The organism is Sphingosinicella microcystinivorans (genome assembly GCF_003634215.1).
In the GTDB taxonomy this organism is placed as follows: Bacteria; Pseudomonadota; Alphaproteobacteria; order Sphingomonadales; family Sphingomonadaceae; genus Sphingosinicella; species Sphingosinicella microcystinivorans.
The window spans coordinates 409918-431590 of the sequence record NZ_RBWX01000008.1 but is presented as its reverse complement, the minus strand read 5'-3'; the positions used below and the strand labels follow the sequence as shown (position 1 = coordinate 431590).

The 21673-nt window shown below is 65.0% G+C and carries 18 protein-coding genes; 7 read left to right on the top strand and 11 right to left on the bottom strand.

Features of this window, described 5'->3' with window-relative positions:
* Positions 1-53: 53 nt before the first annotated feature.
* The 6 genes from DFR51_RS11035 to DFR51_RS11010 all read left to right on the top strand — a co-directional run bounded on the left by DFR51_RS11035 (position 54) and on the right by DFR51_RS11010 (position 10142).
* Positions 54-3179, top strand: coding sequence for an autotransporter outer membrane beta-barrel domain-containing protein (locus DFR51_RS11035; protein WP_121051072.1), 3126 nt, complete (start codon positions 54-56; stop codon positions 3177-3179).
* Between the two features lie 79 nt (positions 3180-3258).
* Complete coding sequence (locus DFR51_RS11030; protein ID WP_121051070.1) at positions 3259-4125, top strand: glycine--tRNA ligase subunit alpha; 867 nt, start codon at positions 3259-3261, stop codon at positions 4123-4125.
* Positions 4125-6317, top strand: coding sequence for a glycine--tRNA ligase subunit beta (glyS, locus tag DFR51_RS11025; RefSeq protein ID WP_121051068.1), 2193 nt, complete (start codon positions 4125-4127; stop codon positions 6315-6317). The genes DFR51_RS11030 and glyS overlap by 1 nt, the downstream gene beginning before the upstream one ends.
* A gap of 48 nt (positions 6318-6365) precedes the next feature.
* Positions 6366-9032: a pyruvate, phosphate dikinase gene (gene ppdK / locus DFR51_RS11020; protein WP_121051573.1), complete on the top strand. Its 2667-nt coding sequence runs from the start codon at positions 6366-6368 to the stop codon at positions 9030-9032.
* 40 nt (positions 9033-9072) lie between these two features.
* Complete coding sequence (locus DFR51_RS11015; protein ID WP_160119051.1) at positions 9073-9648, top strand: DUF1214 domain-containing protein; 576 nt, start codon at positions 9073-9075, stop codon at positions 9646-9648.
* Positions 9645-10142 carry a DUF1254 domain-containing protein gene (locus DFR51_RS11010; RefSeq protein ID WP_121051064.1) on the top strand — a complete coding sequence of 166 codons (498 nt, stop codon included), beginning with the start codon at positions 9645-9647 and terminating at the stop codon, positions 10140-10142. Before DFR51_RS11015 ends, DFR51_RS11010 begins: the two co-directional genes overlap by 4 nt.
* On the opposite strand, the gene DFR51_RS11005 is transcribed toward DFR51_RS11010, so the two are convergent.
* The 3 genes from DFR51_RS11005 to DFR51_RS10995 are packed head-to-tail and all read right to left on the bottom strand — an operon-like array spanning position 10132 to position 11796.
* Positions 10132-10761 (bottom strand): glutathione S-transferase family protein, encoded by a 630-nt coding sequence (locus DFR51_RS11005; protein ID WP_121051062.1) that lies wholly within the window; start codon positions 10759-10761, stop codon positions 10132-10134. The genes DFR51_RS11010 and DFR51_RS11005 overlap by 11 nt on opposite strands.
* Before the next feature lie 4 nt (positions 10762-10765).
* A complete protein-coding gene (locus DFR51_RS11000; protein WP_121051060.1) occupies positions 10766-11173 on the bottom strand; it encodes a hypothetical protein in 408 nt (135 codons plus the stop codon).
* On the bottom strand, positions 11173-11796 hold the full coding sequence (locus DFR51_RS10995) for a hypothetical protein (protein WP_121051058.1): 624 nt from the start codon (positions 11794-11796) through the stop codon (positions 11173-11175). The genes DFR51_RS11000 and DFR51_RS10995 overlap by 1 nt, the downstream gene beginning before the upstream one ends.
* 74 nt (positions 11797-11870) lie before the next feature.
* Between DFR51_RS10995 and DFR51_RS10990 the strand changes: the two genes are divergently transcribed.
* Entirely contained in the window at positions 11871-13091 is a 1221-nt protein-coding gene (locus DFR51_RS10990) for a CaiB/BaiF CoA transferase family protein (RefSeq protein ID WP_121051056.1), read from the top strand.
* A 7-nt stretch (positions 13092-13098) separates the two neighbouring features.
* Here DFR51_RS10990 and DFR51_RS10985 read toward each other — a convergent pair whose 3' ends face one another.
* Genes DFR51_RS10985 through DFR51_RS10950 form a run of 8 tightly spaced genes read right to left on the bottom strand, consistent with a single transcriptional unit; the run spans position 13099 to position 21666 of the window.
* A complete protein-coding gene (locus DFR51_RS10985) occupies positions 13099-14079 on the bottom strand; it encodes a type II secretion system F family protein (protein ID WP_121051054.1) in 981 nt (326 codons plus the stop codon).
* Positions 14079-15053: a type II secretion system F family protein gene (locus DFR51_RS10980; RefSeq protein WP_121051052.1), complete on the bottom strand. Its 975-nt coding sequence runs from the start codon at positions 15051-15053 to the stop codon at positions 14079-14081. The genes DFR51_RS10985 and DFR51_RS10980 overlap by 1 nt, the downstream gene beginning before the upstream one ends.
* Entirely contained in the window at positions 15050-16753 is a 1704-nt protein-coding gene (locus tag DFR51_RS10975) for a TadA family conjugal transfer-associated ATPase (protein WP_121051050.1), read from the bottom strand. Before DFR51_RS10975 ends, DFR51_RS10980 begins: the two co-directional genes overlap by 4 nt.
* Positions 16754-16807: 54 nt before the next feature.
* Positions 16808-18073, bottom strand: a complete 1266-nt coding sequence (locus DFR51_RS10970) for a CpaE/TadZ family protein (protein ID WP_121051048.1) — start codon at positions 18071-18073, stop codon at positions 16808-16810.
* A gap of 16 nt (positions 18074-18089) precedes the next feature.
* On the bottom strand, positions 18090-18746 hold the full coding sequence (locus DFR51_RS10965; RefSeq protein WP_160119050.1) for a CpaD family pilus assembly protein: 657 nt from the start codon (positions 18744-18746) through the stop codon (positions 18090-18092).
* Positions 18747-18760: 14 nt separating this feature from the next.
* Positions 18761-20170: a type II and III secretion system protein family protein gene (locus tag DFR51_RS10960; RefSeq protein WP_121051044.1), complete on the bottom strand. Its 1410-nt coding sequence runs from the start codon at positions 20168-20170 to the stop codon at positions 18761-18763.
* A 1-nt stretch (position 20171) separates the two neighbouring features.
* Entirely contained in the window at positions 20172-21155 is a 984-nt protein-coding gene (gene cpaB, locus DFR51_RS10955) for a Flp pilus assembly protein CpaB (protein WP_121051042.1), read from the bottom strand.
* Between the two features lie 37 nt (positions 21156-21192).
* Positions 21193-21666 carry an A24 family peptidase gene (locus DFR51_RS10950; protein WP_121051040.1) on the bottom strand — a complete coding sequence of 158 codons (474 nt, stop codon included), beginning with the start codon at positions 21664-21666 and terminating at the stop codon, positions 21193-21195.
* Between the last annotated feature and the right edge of the window lie 7 nt (positions 21667-21673).

Below are 21673 nucleotides of genomic sequence, written 5' to 3'. Positions count from 1 at the left end.
GGGGTGGGTTCCCGGTCATGCATGACGCTGCTGGCAGTATCTGAAAGGGCCCCATGAGCACGTTCCGCGTCACCTCGTCTTTCGCCGCCAACATCTGCGCCGGCGTTTCCCTGATTGCGCTCGCCGCCGGGCCGGCCGTCGCAGCGGACCTGACCGTTACAGGCACGCGCAACACGCCGATCACGACGTCCAACGCCAACAGCGGGCCGGGCAATGTCATCGTCGACGGCACCGTCGACGTTTCCAGCGGAACGGCGATCACGGTCGATTCCAGCAACAGCGTGACGGTGAACGCCTCGCGCACCGTGAAGACGACGACGCAGTCGAACGGCACCGGTGTCGCGGTCGTGGCACCTGCTGGCGGGCTTTCGGGCACGATCACCAACAACGGCACGATCCAGGTGACGGGCACCGGCGCGAGCAATGCGGTCGGCACCAACAACGTCGGCCTGTTGATCGGCGGCGCGGGCGCGTTCACGGGCAATGTGGTGAGCGGCGGCGGCAGCTCGATCACGGTGGGCGGCACGGACTCTTACGGCGTCTCGGTCACCTCGCGTCTCAATGGCAACCTCGGCGTGAATGGCGTTTCCGTGACGGGCGCGCGCTCCACTGCGGTTTCGGTGTCGGGCGAAGTCACCGGCAACGTGAAGGTCACCGGCGGTGTTTCCGCCACCGGCGCAGACGGCACCGCGCTTGCGGTGACCGGCACGGTCGGCGGCGGTATCGCGAACGCGGGCACCATTGGTACGGGCCAGGCGCAATCGACGACTTCGGACGGTACTGTCGTGCCCGCCGTGGCAGGCAAGGCGAGCGTCCTCATCTCCGGCACGGTCGGGGGCGGCTTCGTCAACGATCGCTATTATGTGGATTCCAACGGCAATCGTGTTGCGCCGGCCGACGTCGATACGACGAAGCACACGCTTGTTGCGGGTAACGTTGCGGCGCTCGGCGGCGCGCCGGCGATCCTGGTGTCGCCCGGTGCGACAGGTACGGCGAACACCGTTGTCGGCAATGTCGGCACGGGCGCTGACGCCTATGGCATCGTCAACCGCTCGGCGATCACGGCCAGCGGCAGCACCGCGGGCCGCGAGACCGATGCGATTCGCGTGGTGGGCGGCAATGGCTTCACGGCGAGTGTCGGCGGCGGCATCAACAACCAGTCGGGCTCCAGCGTCACCGCCTCCGCGATCGATGCGGCAGCGAGCGGGATTCGCGTGGGAAGCGGCGGCATCGCCCCCGATATCGTGAACGGCGGCCGCATCACCGTGCGCGGCAACCGCACCTCGAACAGCGACGGCACCTTCGGTGTGGGCGGCAACGCCTACGGCATCCGCGTCGATGCGGGCGCGACCGTGAATACCGTGACGAACAGCGGCACGATCGAGGTGACGGCGAACGGCAACAACCGGACCGCTTATGGTATCTATTCGGCCGGAAACGTCTCCACGATCACGAACAGCGGCACGATCGACGCGACGGGCTTCAGCGGCGAAAATGTCACTGCTTACGCGATCGACACGTCGGCGAACGGCACGGGTGTCACGCTCACCAACTCCGGCACGATCGATGGCGCGGTGCGCCTCGGCGTGGGCAGCGACACGATGAACGTCACGGGCGGGACGGTCACTGGCGCCATCAGCTTCGGCGGCGGCACCAACGCGCTCAATATCAGCGGCGGCACGGTTACCGGCGGCCTCTCCGCAACCGGCGGCACGCTTGCGCTCGGCATGACCGGCGGCACGCTCGATCTCTCGGGACAGAACAGTCTCTCGCTCCAGACCCTGAACGCGTCCGGCGCCTCCAAGATCATCCTCGACGTCGGCACGGATTTCACCGGGATTAATGTCGCGGGTGCGGCAAATTTCACGGGCACGAGCACGATAGAGCTCAACATCACCGATCTGCTGGCAGGCGAGCGGACGATCGACGTCCTCACCGCGGGCGGCGGCCTCACGACCGATCACCCCGGAACGATCCTCACCGCCGACAGCGTGCCTTACATCTACGCCGTCGACGACGTGGCCGTGGACGCCGACTCGATCAGCATCGACCTTCGGCGCAAGGGCGGCAGCGAACTCGGCCTCAGCAGCGAATACAGCAAGATCTACGAAGCTTCGATCGGTGCGCTCAGCGAGGAGCAGGCGCTGACGAGCGCAGTGAATGCGCTTCGCGATGAAGCCTCGGTGCAGGCCGCCGTCCGCCAGATGACGCCGACGACGTTCGGCAGCGCCGCGGCGCGCGTGCTCATCGCCAATCAGGACGCCGGCTTCGGCGTGCTCGGCCACCGGATGCAGACGATCCGCCAATCGTTCCACGGCGGCGGCATCGACGCGGTGGAGCGCGCCCGCTTCGGTGTGTGGGTCCAGCAGACCGGCAACTTCTTCAGCAAGAAGGAGCGGGACAACGACCCGGCCTTCGACGGCAACTCCTACGGCCTCACCATCGGCGGCGATTATCTCGTCGGCGAGAAGGCTGCGGTCGGCGTCGGCCTCAGCTACATTTCGAGCGAGATCGATCCGGACGGGCTTTCGGACAGCCCGCTCGTCGTGAAGAACCTGCAGGGCGACATCTACACGACGGTCCGCTTCGGCCGCCTGTTCGTGGATGCGACCGCGGGCTATGCGATGAACGACTATCGCAGCCGCCGCGTTATCACCTTCGGCGGGCTGGACCGTGAGGCGGAGGCGAAGTTCTCAGGCTCGCAGCTTTCGGGCAACCTCACCGTCGGCTACGAAATGCCGCTCGGCAAGCGGCTGCGGTTCACGCCCAGCAACAACATCAATTTCCTGAAGGTGAAGCAGGACGGCTACACCGAGGACGGCGCGGACGCGCTCAACCTCGATATCGACAGCGTGTCGTTCGATCTCGTGCGCGGCACGTCGAAACTGGCGCTCGGCTACGGCATCCCGCTGGGCGACGGCGAGCTGTGGCTGGAGATGCGCGGCGCCTACATCTACCGCCTTGCGGGCGACACGATGATCGCCACCAAGGGCCAGTTCCTCGCCACCGGCGCGGCGTTCTACCTCGAATCGAAGTCCTCGCTCGACAGCGGCTGGCGCGCGGGCGCGAGCGCGAACTACGTCGGCGGCCGCACGGCGCTTGGCGTCAACTACGACCGCGAGGGCGGCTCGGGCTACGCGAACGACGCGCTCACGATGTCGCTGGCGATGCACTTCTGAGGACCGTGATGCTTGCGGGGACGGCCCGCGCCCGTTAGACGCGACCCGACTTTTTTGCACCTGCGAAGGGCGGACGCGCGTGGCACTCAGTTTTCAGGAGATCATCCTTACGCTTCAGCGTTTCTGGGGTGACCGGGGCTGTGTGATTCTGCAGCCTTACGACATGGAAATGGGCGCGGGCACGTTCCATCCGGCGACGACGCTTCGTGCGCTGGGGCCGAACCCGTGGAACGCAGCCTATGTGCAGCCCTCGCGCCGGCCGACCGACGGCCGCTACGGCGAGAATCCGAACCGGCTGCAGCATTACTACCAGTTCCAGGTGATCCTGAAGCCGAGCCCGGCGGATATCCAGGACGCGTACCTCGATAGCCTCCGCGCCATCGGCGTAGACCTCGCCAAGCACGACATCCGCTTCGTGGAGGACGACTGGGAATCGCCGACGCTCGGCGCGTGGGGCCTCGGCTGGGAGGTCTGGTGCGACGGCATGGAGGTGACGCAGTTCACCTATTTCCAGCAGGTCGGCGGCTACGACTGCAAGCCGGTGGCGGGCGAGATCACCTACGGGCTTGAGCGCCTCGCCATGTATATTCAGGGCGTCGACAACGTCTACGACCTCGATTTCAACGGGCGCGGTGTGACGTACGGCGACGTGTTCCTCGCGAACGAACAGCAGCAGAGCGCCTACAACTTCGAACACGCGGACACCGATGCGCTGCTCCGCCAGTTCAAGGACGCGCAGGCCATGTGCCGGACGCTGCTCGATAATGATCTGCCGCTCCCCGCCTATGAACAGGCGATCAAGGCGAGCCACATCTTCAATCTTCTGAACGCGCGCGGCGTCATCTCGGTTGCCGAGCGTCAGGCCTACATCGGCCGCGTGCGCGACCTTGCGAAGGGGGCGTGCGAAAGCTGGATGAAGGTCAACAACTGGCTGGAGACGGCATGATGGCCGACTTCCTGCTCGAACTGTTCAGCGAGGAAATCCCCGCGCGGATGCAGCGGCAGGCCGCAGCCGACCTCGCGCGCCTGCTCGCCGCCGAGATCGCGGGCGCGGGGCTGAAGGCGGAGGGCATCGAAACCTTCGTAACGCCGCGCCGCCTTGCGCTTATCGCGCGCGGCCTCCCCGCCGAAACGGAAGCCGTTTCCGAAGAGCTGAAAGGCCCGCGCACCTCCGCGCCGCCGCAGGCGCTCGAAGGCTTCTTGCGCAAGACCGGTCTGACGCAGGACCAGCTCGAAGAGCGCGACGGCGTTTACTTCGCCGTGATCGCCAAGCCCGGCCGCAAGACGGCGGACGTGCTCGCTGAGGCCGTGCCTGCCGTGGTGCGCGCCTTCCCGTGGCCGAAGTCGATGCGCTGGGGCGAGGCGAGCCTGTCGACGGAATCGCTGCGCTGGGTGCGGCCGCTGAAGGGCATTGTCGCGCTTTTGGGCGGCGAGGTGGTGCCGTTCGAGATCGCGGGTGTTGCTTCGGGCCGGACAACGCTCGGCCACCGCTTCATGTCCTCCGGCGCGATCGAGATCGCGGACGCGGACGATTACGCGCCGCGCCTGCGCGCTGCGCACGTGATCGTGTCGTCGGAAGAGCGCGCGGGCATTATCGCGGACACTGCCGAGCGTCTTGCGGCAGACGCGGGGCTTGATCTCGTGGCGGACGCGGCGCTTGCCGAGGAGAACGCGGGCCTCACCGAATGGCCGGTGCCGTTGCTCGGTCGCTTCGATCCGGCGTTCCTCGATGTGCCGCCGGAGGTGATCCAGCTCACCGCTGCGAAGAACCAGAAGTATTTCGTCTGCCGCGACAAGGCGGGCAAGCTCGCCCCGGCGTTCGTCTGCACTGCGAACATTGTGGCGAGCGACGGCGGCGCGTCGATCGTCGCAGGCAACCAGAAGGTGCTTGCAGCGCGGCTTTCAGACGCGCGCTTCTTCTGGGAGCAGGACAAGAAGAAGCCGCTCGCAAAGCACGCGGAGAAGCTCTCGGAGATCGTGTTCCACGAGAAGCTCGGTACGGTTGCGGACAAGGTGGAGCGCGTGGCGAAGCTCGCGCGCTGGCTGGTCGAAGAAGGCATCGTCAAAGGCGCCGATGCAGACCTGGCCGAACAGGCTGCGCGGCTCTGCAAGGCCGACCTCACCACCGGCATGGTCGGCGAATTTCCCGAACTCCAGGGCCTGATGGGCGGTTACTACGCCCACGCCGAGGGACAGGACCCGCAAGTCGCCGACGCGATCCGCGGCCATTACAAGCCGGTCGGGCAGGGCGACGACGTGCCGACTGCGCCGGTGACAGTGGCGGTGAGTCTGGCGGACAAGCTGGATACGATCGTCGGCTTCTTTGGAATCAAGGAAAAGCCTACGGGTTCTCGAGATCCCTTTGCCCTGCGTCGTGCTGCATTGGGAGTGATTCAGCTCATCCTGCGGAATGGGATACGCGCTGGTCTGGAAGTGCTCATAATGTCCACGGCGGGGGGCTTTGTATCCGAGCGCTTCTATGAGGGCATGACAGACGAGGAATACGAAGCGGCGTCGACATGGCTCGAAGATTTTAACGCTGGCCAACTCGCGGTTTTTGATATTCACGACTTCTTCGCCGAGCGCCTCAAGGTGCAGCAGCGCGAGGCTGGAATCCGCCACGATCTGATCGACGCCGTATTGATAGAGGACGATCTCGTCCGTCTGCTCGCACGCGTGAAAGCGTTGCAGGCGTTCATCGGTACTGATGACGGACTGAACCTACTGGCGGGCTATAAGCGCGCGGCGAACATCCTGAAGGCGGAAGCGAAAAAGGGCGCCCCTCCCGTCACCCCGGCGGAGGCCGGGGTCCATGGGGCCGTGGGTATGGATTCCGGCCTTCGCCGGAATGACGCAAAGGTGCAGGACGCGCCCTCTTACACGCCCGAGCCTGCGGAGGCGGCACTGATTGCGGCGCTTAGCGATGCGGCGCCGAAGGCGGAAAGCGCGGTTGCGGCGGAGAATTTCCAGGGCGCGATGGCGGCGCTCGCCAGCCTCCGCGCGCCGATCGACGCTTTCTTCGAGGATGTCACCGTTAACGACAGCGATCCCGGGAAGCGGGCCTTTCGCCTGTCTTTGCTGGTGCGTGTATGCAGCGCGGTGCACCGCGTTGCCGATTTCTCAAGAATTGAGGGGTAGCGGCGGGTGTCTCCCCTCCCGCCGACGAAAACAAAGGAAGCGAGCGACATGACGCAGTGGGTTTACAGGTTCGGTGGCGGCGTTTCCGATGGCGGAAAGGGCGACAAGAACCTGCTGGGCGGCAAGGGCGCAAATCTGGATGGCATGGCCTCGATCGGCCTGCCGGTGCCTCCCGGCTTCACGATCTCCACGGCGATGTGCACGCATTATTACGAGGCGGGCGAGAGCTTCCCGGATTCGCTGCGTGAGCAGGTCGCGAACGGGCTCGCGCATATCGAGGGCATCACCGGCAAGCGCTTCGGAGATAGCGCCGATCCGCTGCTTGTCTCGGTCCGCTCGGGCGCGCGCGTCTCGATGCCGGGCATGATGGATACAGTGCTCAACCTCGGCCTCAACGATGCGACCGTCGAGGGGCTGGCGGCGTCTTCGGGCGACGCGCGCTTCGCGTGGGACAGCTACCGCCGCTTCATCCAGATGTATTCGGACGTGGTGCTCGGCATCGATCACTACATCTTTGAAGACGTGCTGGAGATCGCCAAGGAAGACAAAGGCGTCAACCTCGACACCGAACTCAGCGCGGAGGACTGGCAGCGTCTCGTCGCCACCTACAAGACGAAGGTGGAAGAAGCGCTCGGCCGCCCGTTCCCGCAGGATCCGATGGACCAGCTGTGGGGCGCGATCTCGGCGGTGTTCGGCTCTTGGCAGTCGGAGCGCGCCAAGGTGTACCGGCGGCTCAACGACATTCCGGCCGATTGGGGCACGGCGGTGAACGTGCAGGCGATGGTGTTCGGCAACATGGGCGACACCTCGGCAACGGGCGTCGCCTTCACGCGCGATCCCGCCATCGGCACGCGCGCCTACTACGGCGAATACCTGATCAACGCGCAGGGTGAAGACGTCGTCGCGGGCATCCGCACGCCGCAGTACCTGACGAAGGCCGCGCGCGAAGCGGCGGGCGCGACGGCAGCCTCGATGGAAGAGGCGATGCCGGAGACGTACCAGGAATTGGCGCGCGTTTTCGATCTCCTCGAAACCCACTACCGCGACATGCAGGACATCGAGTTCACCGTCGAGCGCGGCAAGCTGTGGATGCTGCAGACGCGCAGCGGCAAGCGCACGGCGAAGGCGGCGCTCAAGATCGCGGTCGACATGGCCGAAGAGGGCCTCATCACGCAGGAAGAGGCGATCCTGCGCGTCGAGCCGGGCGCGCTCGATCAGCTTCTGCACCCGACGCTCGATCCCGCCGCCGCGCGCGACGTGGTGACGACGGGTCTTCCAGCGAGCCCCGGCGCGGCCTCCGGCATCATCGCGTTCGATGCGGACGAGGCGGAGCGGCTGGCCGCGCTCGGCGAGGACGTGATCCTCGTGCGCGTCGAAACCTCGCCTGAGGACATTCACGGCATGCACGCGGCGCGCGGCATCCTGACGGCGCGCGGCGGCATGACCAGCCATGCGGCGGTCGTCGCGCGCGGCATGGGGCGTCCCTGCGTTTCGGGCGCGGGCGCGCTCAGCATCGACATGGAAGCGCGCGTGATGCGCATCGGCGCGCGCAGCTTCAATGAAGGCGACACGCTCACCATCGACGGCGGCACCGGAGAGGTGATGGCGGGCAAGGTCGCCACGATCCAGCCGCAGCTTGCGGGCGATTTCGGCACGCTGATGGTGTGGGCGGACAAAGGCCGCCGCATGAAGGTGCGCACCAACGCCGAAACCCCGGCGGACTGTGCCGTGGCGCGCGAGTTCGGCGCGGAGGGCATCGGACTTTGCCGCACCGAGCACATGTTCTTCGATCCCGCGCGCATCACGGCGGTGCGCCAGATGATCCTGTCGGAAAACGAAAAGGGCCGCCGCGCCGCGCTTGAACGCCTGCTCCCCGAGCAGCGCAGCGACTTCGTGGAAATCTTCCGCATCATGTCCGGCCTGCCGGTCACGATCCGTCTGCTCGATCCGCCGCTCCACGAGTTCCTGCCGCACCGCGAGGAGGATTATCAGGAGGTGGCGCAGGCTTCCGGCGTATCGATCGACGTGCTGAAGCGGCGCGTGGGCGAGCTGCACGAGTTCAACCCGATGCTCGGCCATCGCGGTTGCCGCCTCGGCATCACCTACCCCGAAATCTATGAGATGCAGGCGCGCGCCATCATCGAGGCGGCGCTCGCCGTCGCCGACGAGACGGGCGAAGCGGTGGTGCCGGAAATCATGATTCCGCTCGTGATGACGACGCGCGAGTTCGAGCTGATGAAGGCCGTTGTCGACAAGGCTGCCGAGGCCGTGTTCGCCGCGAGCGGCAAGCGGCTCGATTATCTCGTCGGCACGATGATCGAGCTGCCGCGCGCGGCGCTGATGGCGGGCGAGATCGCGGAGCAGGCCGAGTTCTTCTCGTTCGGCACCAACGACCTCACGCAGACGACACTCGGCATCAGCCGCGACGACGCGGGCAAGTTCCTTTCGGCCTATGTCGACAAGGGCGTGCTGCCGAAAGACCCGTTCGTCAGCATCGACGTGGACGGCGTCGGCCAGCTCGTGAGCCTCGCGGCCGAGCGCGGCCGCGCAGCGCGCAGCGGCCTCAAGCTCGGCATCTGCGGCGAGCACGGCGGCGACCCGGCCTCGATCGCCTTCTGCGAGAAGACCGGGCTCGATTACGTCAGCTGTTCGCCTTACCGCGTGCCGATCGCGCGCCTCGCAGCGGCGCAGGCGGCGCTCCGGGCCAGCAAATAAGCGAGTTGGCATCGCCCCGCCGTGTGTCATGCTTCGCGGCATGATGCGGTGGGGCAAATGGCTGCTGGCAATCGTCGCGGGGCTCGCGGCGGGCCTTTGCGGCGCGTGGCTCTCCGTGCACGGCGGACTCGGCGCCGGGTCCGCGAAATCGGGGCCGTGGGTGACGTCCGCGACCACCGGTTCCGCCGACGCCGGCCTTCGCACGCGCGCGACCGTTGCCATTGCCGGGCTGCTCGCGCTCTCCGCGAAGGAAGCGATCTACTTCAATGCGGAGGAGGACAGCGCGGGCGCGCCGCTCGATGGCCGCTGCCGCTACCGCGTCACCGGCAGCGATCCGAAGGCGCGCTGGTGGAGCATCACGCTTTACGGCGCGGACCATTTCCTCGTCGCGAACCCGGCGCAGCGGTTCAGCTTTCACATGCGGAACGTGCCGCGCGCGGGCGATGGCGGCTTCGCCTTCGATGTCGCGCCGACGGGAGAAGGCGCCCGCTGGCTGCCGACCGGCGGGCAGGCGCGCTTCGCGCTCACGCTGCGCGCCTATAATCCCGATCCCGCGATCATCGGCCGCCCGGACCGCGCGCATCTGCCAAGGATCGAGAAGGTTTCGTGCGCATGAGGTGGCTCGGTCCCATCCTCCTCGCGGGCCTTGTCGCGGCGCTCACCTACGTGGCGGCGCTTTGGGCGATACCGCATGTGATCATGGCGAAGGCGATGGAAAAGCTCGGCGCGGGCCGCATCAATGTGATGCGGCATCAGGGGCTTCCGGATGCCGAAAGCCGCTTCGTCGTGCGTCCCAGCCCCGATCTTGCCTACAGCATCTGCGTGTTCGATCTGTCGAAGGGGCCGGTCGCGATCGACGCCTTCGTGCCGCCGCAGCGCTACTGGTCGCTCTCGGTCTTCGATGCGAACACCGACAACATCTTCTCGGTGAACGACCGCACCGTATCGGATCGCTACGCGCTCACGCTTTCGAAAGACGGCGCAGGCGGATCACTCGCCGTCCCCGGCGGCAAGGGCATCGCCCTGATCCGCATCCTCGTGACGGGTCCGCATGATCTCGGTCGTATCGATCCCCTCCGCCGCCGCAGCACCTGCGGTGTCAGGAAATGAAAAGCGCCGCGCCGGCTTCCTTCGCGATCGCGCGCTGATAGCCGTCCCGCGCCTGCATCCGCGCCCAGTACGCCGCGACGTTTTCCGGGAAGGCGCCCAGCTTCAGGATCTCTGCAAGCCGCAGCGCATAGGCGAAGCCGATGTCGGCGATCGTGAACCGACCCGCCGCGATATAGTCGCTATCGCCGAGCAGCTTCGCGGCGCCCTTCAGGCGCGAGAAGAACCAGCGCGTGTAATCCTCCACCGCCTGCGGCAGCCGCCGCTCCTCGGGCTCGAACACGCCGTAGCGCAGCACGAGCGTCTGCGGGAAGGTGAGCGTCGCATCCGACTGGTAGAGCCAGTTGAGATAGCGGCCGTAGTCCGGCTCGTCCGGCTGCACGGCAAGCGAGGTCGGGCCATAGCGCTCGGCAAGATAGTGGCAGATGCCGGTGGACTCGGTCATCAGCGTATCGCCGTCGGTGAAGGTCGGCACGGTGCCGAAGGGATTGATCTCCAGATAATCGGGCTCGGTGAAGCGCGGCGGGAACGCCATCACGCGAAGGTCGTAGTCGAGACCCAGCTCCTCCAGGCACCAGAGCGGCCGGAAGGAGCGCGCGCCCGCGCAGTGCCAAAGCTTCATGCGATCAACATTTCCTGAGGGTTATCGGGGCACCGCCATCGCGCGATATGGTCATCGTGTCTGCTGCCGGATAGGCGAGGGCCCATTCCTCGCGCGACCACTTGCCTTCCGACTGACAGACCATGCGGCGCTTCTCGTCCGTGCTCGCGACATCCGGCGGAAGAATGTCGCAGCGGAGACGGGCCTTGGTGAGCAGTTCGTCGTTCCAGAAACGCCACCAGCCGTCGGTGCACTGGTCGGCGCTTTCCGCCCAGCGACCCACGTAGCGCGGCGGCGGCGGGAGCTGCACGGCGGGCTCGGCCGGTGTCTGCGGTGTTTCCGTTGCCGCGACCGCCTTTTCAGCGGGCGCGGATTCGGGCGCGCTGCCGCACGCGGCGAGGGTGGTGAGAAATGCTACGAGCGCGGTGCGCATCAGTCGCTGCCAAGCTTGCCGAAGCGGGCTTCGTATTCGGTGAGACGACCGCTCGCGAGCAGCTTCGCCTGCTCGATCAGGTGGTCTTTTTCGATGCGGCCGCGGAAGTTGTCGAGCTTTGCGTCCACGAGTTTCACCTCCTCGGGACTCCAGTCCGCGATCTGCGCGAAATAGAAAATTCCGATCTCGCGAAGCCGCGCTGCGAGGCGCGGACCGACGCCCTTCAGCAGGGAGAGATCGTCGGTCGGGCCGATTGGCGCTTCGAGGAATGTCGGGAGCTTGCGGCCAGCTTTCCAGCCGATTCCGGGGAGCGGTGCCGCGCTCGGCGTGCTATCGGCGGGCGGCGGTGTCCCCGTGCTTTCCACCTTCCGCGCGGCCTTTTCGCGGCGCAGCCGGTCGACCTCGTCCGCAAGCGGTTTCACCTGATCGCGCGCGGAGGCAAGCTCCTTTTCCAGCCGCGCAACCTCGGCACTCGCCGTCGCCAGTCGCGAAGCCGCCTTGTCGTGTTCGGCCTGCATCGCTTCGAGCTTGGCCGTGCCGCGGAACAGCATCCAGCCGAGCGCAAGCCCGACGACAAGGCCGGGCAGACCGAATGTCAGCAGCGCGGTGATGTCGATGGCCATGATCCTATCCTTGCTTGGCGTCGCCCTTGCGAACTGATAGCGCGGTCGCCGCCGAATCCAAGGAGACAATCGCGATGGGCCCGCTTTCCGGCCTCAAGGTTCTCGATCTCTCACGCGTGCTCGCGGGTCCGTGGGCGACGCAGATCCTCGCCGATCTCGGCGCCGAGGTGGTGAAGGTGGAGCGGCCTGGCGCGGGCGATGACACGCGAAGCTGGGGGCCGCCGTTCATCAAGGGTGCGGACGGGACACAGGGCGATGCAGCCTATTATCTCGCGGCGAACCGCAACAAGAAGAGCCTCGCCATCGACATCGCCGATCCGCGCGGCGCGGCGCTCGTGCGCAGGCTTGCGGAAAGTGCGGACGTGGTCGTCGAGAACTTCAAGGCGGGCGGGCTCGCGCGCTACGGGCTCGACTATGCGGGGCTTGCCGCCGTGAAGCCGGACATCGTCTACTGCTCGATCACCGGGTTCGGGCAGGACGGGCCGAACGCAGAGAGGCCGGGCTACGACTTCGTCATCCAGGCGATGGCAGGGCTGATGAGCCTTACCGGCGCCGCCGGCGGCCAGCCGACCAAGGCGGGCGTCGCCATCGCCGACATCACCACCGGGCTTTACGCGACCATCGCCATCCTTGCCGCGATCCGCCACCGCGATACGACGGGCGAGGGACAGCACATCGACATGGCGCTGTTCGACACGACGCTCGGCTGGATGGCGAATCAGGCGATGAATTATCTCGTGTCGGGCAAGGTGCCGCGCCCGATGGGGAACGCACACCCCAATATCGTGCCCTATCAGGATTTCCCTACCGCGACGCGCCGGATTGCGGTCGCCGTGGGTAACAACGGGCAGTTCCGGGCCTTCGCCAAGGCGCTGGGGCGGCCTGAATGGGGCACTGATGAACGCTATGCTTCCTCATCGGCCCGCGTTGCCAATCGCGATGCGCTCGTCGGGGAGATCGAGGCGGAACTGCTGCGAGAGCCCGCCGAGCACTGGCTCGCCGCGTTTGATGCGGTGGGTGTTCCGGCCGGGCCGGTCAACGATCTCGCGCAGGCCTTCGCGGAGGAACAGACAAAGGCGAGGGGCCTCGTGATCGAGCAGCCGCACCCGCTTGCGGGCACGGTGCGGACGATGGCGCAGCCGATGCGCTTTTCGAAGACCCCGCCCGATTATGCGAACGCGCCGCCGCAGCTCGGCGCGGACAGCACGGATGTGCTGCGCGCTGCAGGTGTTTCCGATGCGGAGATAGAGGTGTTGATCGGCGCGGGCGTCGTCGAAACGAACGCCCGCGCCTGAAACCCGATCAGCTCGTGAAGTTGTCAGCGATCGCGCAGGCCGCCGGCCCGAGGATCACGACAAACAACACCGGCAGAATGAACAGGATGAGCGGCACGGTCATGATCGCCGGAAGCCGCGCGGCCTTTTCCTCTGCGCGCATCATGCGCTCGTTGCGGAATTCGGCCGAGAGCACGCGCAAGCTGGAGGCGAGCGGCGTACCGTATTTCTCGGTCTGGATCATGGTTGTCACGACGCCGCGCAGCGCTTCCAGATCGACACGGTTCGCGAGGTTCTCGAACGCCTGGCGGCGATCGGTGAGGAAGCCGAGCTCGATCGCGGTGAGCGCGAATTCGTCAGCGAGTTCGGGATAGCCATTGCCGAGCTCCTTCGCGACGCGGTTGAATGCCGCGTCGACCGTGAGGCCGGCCTCGGCGCAGATCACGAGGAGGTCGAGCGCATCGGGAAGGCCCTTGCGGATCGCATCCGAACGCTTCGTGATTAGATTCTTCACATAGATGTCAGGCGCCTTGTAGCCGAATAGCAACGCACCGCCGACGATCATCGCCTTCGTCGAGGAGGCGTAGTCCGGGAACATGCCGAGACCATAGATATAGAAAGCGGCGAGTGCGCCGAGCGCGAACGGCGCGATCAGGCGACCGAACATGAATACGACGACCGCATCCTTGGAGCGGATGCCGGCCTGAACGAGTTTCGATTCGGCGAGCTTGGTCTGCTCGTCCTGCATCACCGACATCTTCTTGAGGATGCCGCGCATGAAATCGGTGGCTTCGGTTTTCGCCGCAAGATTCGAGCGCCGCCGCGGAGCGACGATGCCGGCCTTCAGCTGTTCTCGGCGATCCTGAAGCGCTTTCACGCGGCCGCGCATGGGATCGCGGACGGTCGCCACCGACCAGATCGCGACCATCATGGCGAAGACACCGAGTGCTGCGAGCAGCGTGGCGAGATCGGTCCCGGTCATGCCGAGAAGGAGGGTTTTCTCTTCCATCAGATTTCGAAGCTCACCATCTTGGCCATGATAAAGGCGCCGATTGACATCCAGATAAGGCCGCCGACACCCGCCACCATCAGTCGCGGATCTGTGAAGAACGGCGCGAGGTAGGAGGGGTTCATCATGTACACCAGCGTGAACACGATGAACGGCAGGGCGCCGACGATGTAGGCCGATGCTTTCGATTCCGACGACATCGCCCGAATTTTCAGCTTCATTTGTGCGCGTTTGCGCAGCACCTCGGCGAGATTGTTCAGCGTTTCGGCAAGGTTGCCGCCGGTCTCGCGCTGAATCGACAGCGTGATGACGAAGAACTGGAATTCCGGCGTCGTCAGTCGGTTCGCGGTTTCCTGGAGCGCCTGCTCCATCGTCCGGCCAATGCGGATCTTGTCGGAAACCTGACGGAATTCGTACCCGACCGGGTCCATGATTTCCTTGCCGACGACGCCGATCGATTCAGAGATTGGAAGACCTGACCGGAGACCACGCACGAGCAGATCGATCGCATCTGGAAAGCGATCGTTGAAATCCTTGATGCGCTTCTTGATGAAGAAGCTGACCACCATGTGCGGCAGGAACAGGCCGAAGAACACGCCCGCGAGCGCTGCGAGCGCTATCGGCGCGCCGGCACCCGAAATGGCGATGAAAGTGACCGCGAGAATGCCGAGGCTCGCAACCGCATACTGACCGAGCGACCAGGATTTTCCCGTGCGCTCCAGCCGTTGGCGAAGCAGTGCACGGTTCGGGATCAGACCCTGGAACATGTTGTCGAGCCGACTCTCGCGCGAGGCAAGGATGCGGCGCATCTGCACTTGCGCAAGCACTTCGCGCGAGGACGAATGCCGCTCGCGGAGCTGTTCCAGCCGCTTCGCGCCGCGCTTGGCATTCCCGTCGCCGCTCATCATGATGATCAGCGCCAGCGCCACGAAGACGCAGCCGAAGATCACGGCGATCATCAGGTCACGGCTCATCCCATGCACTCCATCAAGGCGCGGCCAAGACCGAAATATTCCGCGCGTTCGTAGCAATTCGGGCGGAGGCCCGTGCTGATGTATTCGCCCTTCAGCTTTCCTGTCTCGTCCTCGCCGTTGTAGCGGTAAAGGAACAGGTCCTGCATGGTGATGACGTCGCCTTCCATGCCGACCACTTCCGAGATGTGTGTGATGCGGCGGCCGCCGTCACGCATACGGCTGATCTGCACAACGAGGTTCAGCGCATCGGAAATCTGCTGGCGAATGGCGTTCGGGCTGAGATTGAGCCCGGCCATGTTGATCATGTTTTCAAGGCGCGTCAGCGCTTCGCGTGGGCGGTTCGCGTGCAGTGTGCCGAACGAGCCGTCGTGGCCTGTGTTCATGGCGGCGAGCAGGTCGAACGCCTCAGGTCCGCGAACCTCGCCGAGGATGATGCGATCAGGACGCATACGCAGCGCGTTCTTCACGAGATCGCGCATCGTGACCTGGCCGTTGCCTTCGAGGTTCGCGGGGCGCGTTTCGAGACGCACGACGTGCGGCTGCTGTAATTGCAGCTCCGCCGCGTCTTCGATGGTGACGATGCGCTCGCCCGGATCGATGTTACGCGAAATCGCGTTCAGCATCGTCGTTTTACCCGAGCCTGTACCGCCTGAAATCAGGATGTTGAGGCGGCAGCGGCCCGCGATGTTCAGGAACTTGCACATGGCAGGCGACATCGACCCGCCTTCCATCATGCGTTCGAGCGTCAGTTTGATCTTCGAGAATTTACGAATCGAGATCGAGGTGCCGTCGATGGCGAGCGGCGGGATCACGACGTTGACGCGGCTGCCATCGAGAAGGCGCGCGTCGCAGATCGGGGAGGTTTCGTCGACGCGGCGGCCGACGGCGCTGACGATGCGCTGCGCTATGTTGAGCAGGTGCGCGTCGTCGCGGAACTTGACTTCGGTCTGCGCGAGCTTGCCCTTGCGCTCGGCGTAGACAACGTTCGGTCCGTTGACCATGATTTCGCTGACTTCGTCGTCGTTCAGCAGTGGTTCGAGCGGCCCAAGACCGAGCATGTCGTTCAGCAGCAACGTAACGAGATCGCGCTGCTCGCGCTGATTGAGCCCGATTTTTTCCTGGACGAGAATTTCGGAAATCACGTCGGAGATCTGCTCGGCGAGTTCGCCGCGCGAGAGATCGGCGATGACGCTCGCGTCGATCCGTTCCATGAGGATCGGGTGGACACGTTCCTTGGCGGCCAGCACGCTTTGGGTGCTTGCGCTGGCGGCACGCGCAGTCCGCTCGGCCGTCTCTGCGCCGGCGGATGGTTTCAGGCCGCCGACGAGATTGATCAACTCGTTGAGGAGGACCGTGACGGTATCGCGAACCTGCCCATCATCAATCGCCATGCCCTGAATGTCGGCGAGACGCTTGATGGTATCTTCCATCTCTGCGGCGAGTTCGCCGCGGCGGCGCGTGCGTGTTTTTGCAGGCGGGAACAATTCGGAGAGCTGCGGCGAGAGAATCGCATGTAGTTCCCACACGCAGTTTTCGGTGCTGCGGCCGCGCGGTGCTTCGACAGGTTTTGAAAGACCGAAATCCCCGGAATCGGCAACAAGCGGCCGTCTGCCGGTGTTGACGGCGGAGCCCTGTCCGAAGCTCTCGCCAACCACCTGCAGTCCTGCACCGCTTCGTTTTCCGAACCCTTTGGGCTGCATGCCTTACCCCGTTTTACGCAGTGCGTTCCGGCCGGTTGCCCGGCCGGGGGCGCGTTACTTTTTACCCGAAGCCTTGGCCGCGCCCTTGCTGGGCAGCAGGCTCCGAACCTTGCTCATCAGTGTCTTCGCTTCGACCTCTGCGGCGATTTCACCGGCGAGCTGGACTGCGAGCGCCTGGAGAGCGCTGCCGACCTTGCCGGTCGCGACCGCAGAAAGGGCGCGGCCCTGCTTCGCAGCGCCCACGGCCTGCTTGACGTCGAGCGGAATAACGATGTCGAGCTTGCGTTCGATCGAAGCCTCGAAATCCTTGCGCGCGACTTCCGGCGGCGGATTTGTACCGACGCGATTGGCGACCATCGTCACACGCGCGTGCGGCGCGTTTGCTTTCAGGAAGCCGAGCAGGCGGATCGCGTCGCGCGTCGAGGCCAGCGTCTGCTCGGTCACGACGACGACGTGGTTGACGTCGCTCAGGAGGTGCGGGTGCTGCACGGCAACGTTGCGCGGCAGGTCCACGATCACCGTTTCGAACGCGTTGCGCATCTCTTCCTGAAGCTGGAACAAGGCGCTGCCATCGGCGATGAGCGGCTGGCTGATCGGCGCTTCGGCGGAGAGCACGGCAAGCTTGTCACCCACGCGCACCATGGCGCGCTCGATGAAAAGACCGTCGATGCGGCTCGGGTTTTCGAGCGCATCCGTGAGACCGCGGCCCGGTTCGAGATCGAACGAAAGCGCACCCGTGCCGAACTGGACATCGAGATCGAGAAGCGCAGTCGAACGGCCCTGGCTGTCAGCAGAGAGCCATGCGAGCGAACTTGCCACGGTCGATGCGCCGACGCCGCCACGGGTGCCGATCACGGCGATTGTCGTGCGCGGGCGATCGCTGGTATCGACATCCACGTGCTTCGGCCCCTGAAGCGTGACCTGCGCGTGCATGAAGGCTTCGCGCATCGCGTCAGCAGACAGCGGCTTCAGCAGATAGTCCTGCAGGCCGCTCGCGACGAGATCGCGGTAGAGTTTCACGTCGTTGATCATGCCGACCGCGATCACGATCGTCCCCGGCTCGCAGACTTCGGCAAGCGCGTTGATGTCGTTCAGCGGATCCCCCGATTCCGACAGATCGACGAGCAGTACCATCGGGCTTGAAGAGACCGAGAGCGTTTGAACGGCGTTGCGAAGGCCGCCCTTGTTGACCTTCTCGACAGCCCAGCCGAGCTCGGCTGCCACGACCTTGACAGCGTCAGCGGTTTCGTCGTCGCAGACGAAGGCGTTGAAGGCGTCGCGTGCACCGACGCCGGTTTTCGGATTCCAAGGCGCGTTCATACCTGCATCCCCTCGTTTAATTGCTGCCGGCCTGGCCGACGGTGCTCTTCACCTTGTTGGTGCCTTCGCCCGCCTTGCCCCGGTAGGTTTCGATCGCCTTCACGGTGGTCAGCGCGTCGGTGCCGGTGTGGGGCTTGCCCGACACGAGGTCGTTCGCGTCGACGACCATCGCGGCAAGGTTGCTCTCGCTGGCGCAGCCGTAGTTGCTCATCGTCGAGGCCTCGAATTCGAGCTGAGACGGACGAGACCAATCCGGGCAGCCCGGGACGCTGGCAGTTGCGCGCATCACGACCACGCGCGCGCCGGCATTGCCTGCACCAGCCGTGACCGGCACCTGCTCGTTCAGAAGCAGCCCATATCCGGCGAGCACAGATGCAATCGCTGCACGGCGGGCGCCCGAGCCGCTGCCGCTGTCGTCAACGCTGACGCGGTCGCCATAGCGGATGCCGATGCCCTCGAACCATTCCGCAAGCGACTTGCGCTGATCGCTGGAAAGTCCGTCCGTGCCGGCGTAGCCGAGATCGTGGACAAGAATCGTCTGCGTGACGACCGGAGCCTTCGCCGACGCCATCCCCGGATTGGGTGAACTGCCGCCACACGCGCCGAGCGCGAATGACAAAGTGAGAAGGGTACCCGCCGCAAGGCGGCGCATGGTGATGGTCTTCATGGTCATTGTGCCCCTCTCCATCAATTGTTCGAGAAGCCGGGCGCGACGGAGCTGGCGACCGTGGGCGGTCCCGCTGTCTTTGCTTCGGCAACCGGCGCCTTGGCGCCCTTGAACGTTTTGCCCAGCAACCAGCGTTCCGCATCGTTCGGAACAGCAAGGCCATCCGTCGGCAGCGCAAGGCGGGTGTTGGTCGGCTTCACGAGATAGGGCGTCACGATAATGACGAGTTCCGATTCGTCGCGCGCGTAGCGGTCGGACTTGAACAAAGCGCCGAGGATCGGAAGATTGCCGAGCAGCGGAGTCTTGTCCTGCGTCGTGCCGACGCGGTTCCTGAGCAGGCCGGCGATCATGAAGCTCTGACCCGAGCCGAGCTCGACTGATGTTTCGGCCCTGCGCGTCGTAAGTGCCGGGATCGAGATGTTGTCGAGACGGATTGCACGGGCTTCGGAAAGCTCGGAGACTTCCGGGCGAACGCGCAGACTGATGCGGCTGCCGTCGAGCACGGTGGGGGTGAAGGCGATGCCGACACCATATTCCTTGAACTCGACGCTGATACCGCCGTTGCCGTCTGCCACCGCGATCGGGAATTCGCCGCCTGCGAGGAAGCTGGCGGTTTCACCTGAAAGGGCGGTGAGGTTCGGTTCGGCGAGCAGAGAAACAAGGCCATCCTGTTCCAGCGCGTCGATCATGCCGAACACGTCCATACCGAGGAAGCGTGCATCACCGAAGATGCTTGTCGCGTCGGGACGCGAGATCAGCACATTGCCGTTCGTACCTTGGGTGATGAAATCTCGACCGCGACCGAGGAAGAAGTTTATGCCTCCAGCATTGGTGCCGAATGCTTGGAGGTTGAGACCCAGTTCCTTCACCAGGCTGCGGCTTACTTCGGCGAATTTCACGCGGAGGTTTACCTGCGCCGGTGTCGCGGTCTGCAGCTTGTTGACGATGGCTTGGCCTTCTCCGACGAAGGTCTTGACGAGGCGTGTGGCCTCCTCGACCTCTTCGGGATTGGCGACAGTGCCCGTGAGCAGCGTCATGCCGTTCATCGAATTGACCGTGATCGCGGCGCCGGGCATCGCAAGACCCAGCATCGTGCGGATCTGATCGATGTTCTGTGCGACGCGAACGTTCGCGGAATAGACGATGCGCCCGGCACCGTCCGTCGCGTAGATCGTCGTTTCGCCGGCGCCCACGCCGTAGACGTAGAGCAGGCGGTCGGACCGGACCTGTACGTCCGCGATCTTCTGGTTGGCGACGAACACGTCGCTCATCGAGCGATCGAGCCGGATCAACGTGCCCTTGTTGACGCCGACGTTGAGCGAGGATGACGCCGACGTGATCGTCGTATCCTGCGCCTGTGTCGCCGGCGTAGCCACGGCGGCCAGCGACAGTGCGGCAGTGCAGCCGCACAGGATTGCCTTGAGCTTCATGTTATTCTGCCCCCACAGAAACTTCGGTCGTCTTGTTGCCGCGGAACACGCGAACGCTTGGACCCGCAGGTTTTCCGGACTTCACGGCCACGGGACGCGGATCGAGATTGGACGCGAAACGCGAGACCTCGCCGCCGGTGGTGAACGACGGATTGCGGTCGTTCGGCTGCATCTGGAGCGCAATCTGCATGTGCTTTTCCTGCGTGGCGCTCAGGTCGTCGCCGACCTCCACCTCGCCTGTCGCGATCATCTGTTCCAGCTCCTGCGTATTTTCCGCGAGCGGACGCAGGCTGAGCGAGATCTGGCCGAGCGTTTGTGCGACGGCGATCTTCTCGACGAATTTCGGAGGCACTTCGAACGTCACGGTGCGACCGGTTTTCGGACCAGACCCTTCGCCGCCAAGTTCGTTCGTGCGCTGGTCGATCGCAAGCACGCGAACGTTGCGCATCATGGTTTCGGAAACACGCAGGGCCGGAGCCGGCGTACCTTCCTCGGTGTCACCCTGATAGCTGACGCCGTGCGTGAGGATCATGTCCACGCGGTCGCCCGGGAACACGAAGCCGGCGACGCCGCTCTCCGCGTTGATCGAGACCGTGACGGCGCGCATCCCCGGCGTCAGTGCGGCGGCCAGGAACCCGCGCTCGCCCGGCCCGACGATCGAGCCCTTGGTGAGCGGCTGTCCGGCCGGAACCGAAACGCGCACGACCTTGCCGTTCAGGCTTTCGAGATTGGTCTCGCCTTCAAGGAAGTAGACGTTCTCGACGAGATCCTTGGGCCAAGGCTGCAGCTTGAACATTTCAGCATTGAGGATGGTGCCGAGCGGCAACGGCTTGGTGGCGACGAGCACCTTCGGGCCCTTGTGCTCGACCTCGCTGGCCTGCACCTGCTGTGTGCCGCTGTCGCTGACAAGCGCGCGCACAAAGAAGGCCGAGATGCCCGCTATGACGAGCGCGCCGACCAGCAATATGATCTTCTTTACGTCCATGACCCCTGTAGCCTCCAGGCGAAAACCCCTGCGTGCACTATCCAGCCAATTGCTTAACAATCGGTTCGCCAAGTGCGACGAAGGTCGCGAGGCAGATTGCGCACCCGTATGGAATCTCCGGATTGCCCGCTTTTCCGCGCTTGCGGTGCCAGACGAGATAGGCGAGCGTCAGGACGCCGCCGATGATCGACATGAGCACGAGCATACGCAGATACGGAATGGCGGGCAGCCAGAGCGCGAGCGCGGTAAGCAGCTTGACGTCACCGCCGCCCATAGCGCCCAATGCGAAGATTCCGGCGAAAACGGCGAACACGCCAACAGCCAGCAAAAGCTGCCAGCCGACGAGCGGCCAAAGCGCCTCTCCCGAGCCCAACCAGAAGGGAACGGCGAGCAGCGCGACAGCGGCGTTGACGATGTTCGGAATGATGCGCCGGGTTACGTCACTGTAAATGACGTAGGCGAGCAGTACGAAAAGTACTGCGACGCTGATGATCTGAAGAGCCCCGGCCATGTCGACC

What these genes read in the sequence shown, in the direction of transcription:
- DFR51_RS11035 (WP_121051072.1), top strand. Translation starts at nt 54, where the DNA reads ATGAGCACGTTCCGCGTCACCTCGTCTTTCGCCGCCAACATCTGCGCC.
- ppdK (WP_121051573.1), top strand. Translation starts at nt 6,366, where the DNA reads ATGACGCAGTGGGTTTACAGGTTCGGTGGCGGCGTTTCCGATGGCGGA.
- DFR51_RS11015 (WP_160119051.1), top strand. Translation starts at nt 9,073, where the DNA reads ATGATGCGGTGGGGCAAATGGCTGCTGGCAATCGTCGCGGGGCTCGCG.
- DFR51_RS10950 (WP_121051040.1), bottom strand. Translation starts at nt 21,666, where the DNA reads ATGGCCGGGGCTCTTCAGATCATCAGCGTCGCAGTACTTTTCGTACTG.
- glyS (WP_121051068.1), top strand. Translation starts at nt 4,125, where the DNA reads ATGGCCGACTTCCTGCTCGAACTGTTCAGCGAGGAAATCCCCGCGCGG.
- DFR51_RS10960 (WP_121051044.1), bottom strand. Translation starts at nt 20,170, where the DNA reads ATGAAGCTCAAGGCAATCCTGTGCGGCTGCACTGCCGCACTGTCGCTG.
- DFR51_RS11000 (WP_121051060.1), bottom strand. Translation starts at nt 11,173, where the DNA reads ATGCGCACCGCGCTCGTAGCATTTCTCACCACCCTCGCCGCGTGCGGC.
- DFR51_RS10980 (WP_121051052.1), bottom strand. Translation starts at nt 15,053, where the DNA reads ATGAGCCGTGACCTGATGATCGCCGTGATCTTCGGCTGCGTCTTCGTG.
- DFR51_RS10965 (WP_160119050.1), bottom strand. Translation starts at nt 18,746, where the DNA reads ATGACCATGAAGACCATCACCATGCGCCGCCTTGCGGCGGGTACCCTT.
- DFR51_RS10970 (WP_121051048.1), bottom strand. Translation starts at nt 18,073, where the DNA reads ATGAACGCGCCTTGGAATCCGAAAACCGGCGTCGGTGCACGCGACGCC.
- DFR51_RS10985 (WP_121051054.1), bottom strand. Translation starts at nt 14,079, where the DNA reads ATGGAAGAGAAAACCCTCCTTCTCGGCATGACCGGGACCGATCTCGCC.
- DFR51_RS10990 (WP_121051056.1), top strand. Translation starts at nt 11,871, where the DNA reads ATGGGCCCGCTTTCCGGCCTCAAGGTTCTCGATCTCTCACGCGTGCTC.
- cpaB (WP_121051042.1), bottom strand. Translation starts at nt 21,155, where the DNA reads ATGGACGTAAAGAAGATCATATTGCTGGTCGGCGCGCTCGTCATAGCG.
- DFR51_RS10975 (WP_121051050.1), bottom strand. Translation starts at nt 16,753, where the DNA reads ATGCAGCCCAAAGGGTTCGGAAAACGAAGCGGTGCAGGACTGCAGGTG.
- DFR51_RS11010 (WP_121051064.1), top strand. Translation starts at nt 9,645, where the DNA reads ATGAGGTGGCTCGGTCCCATCCTCCTCGCGGGCCTTGTCGCGGCGCTC.
- DFR51_RS11005 (WP_121051062.1), bottom strand. Translation starts at nt 10,761, where the DNA reads ATGAAGCTTTGGCACTGCGCGGGCGCGCGCTCCTTCCGGCCGCTCTGG.
- DFR51_RS10995 (WP_121051058.1), bottom strand. Translation starts at nt 11,796, where the DNA reads ATGGCCATCGACATCACCGCGCTGCTGACATTCGGTCTGCCCGGCCTT.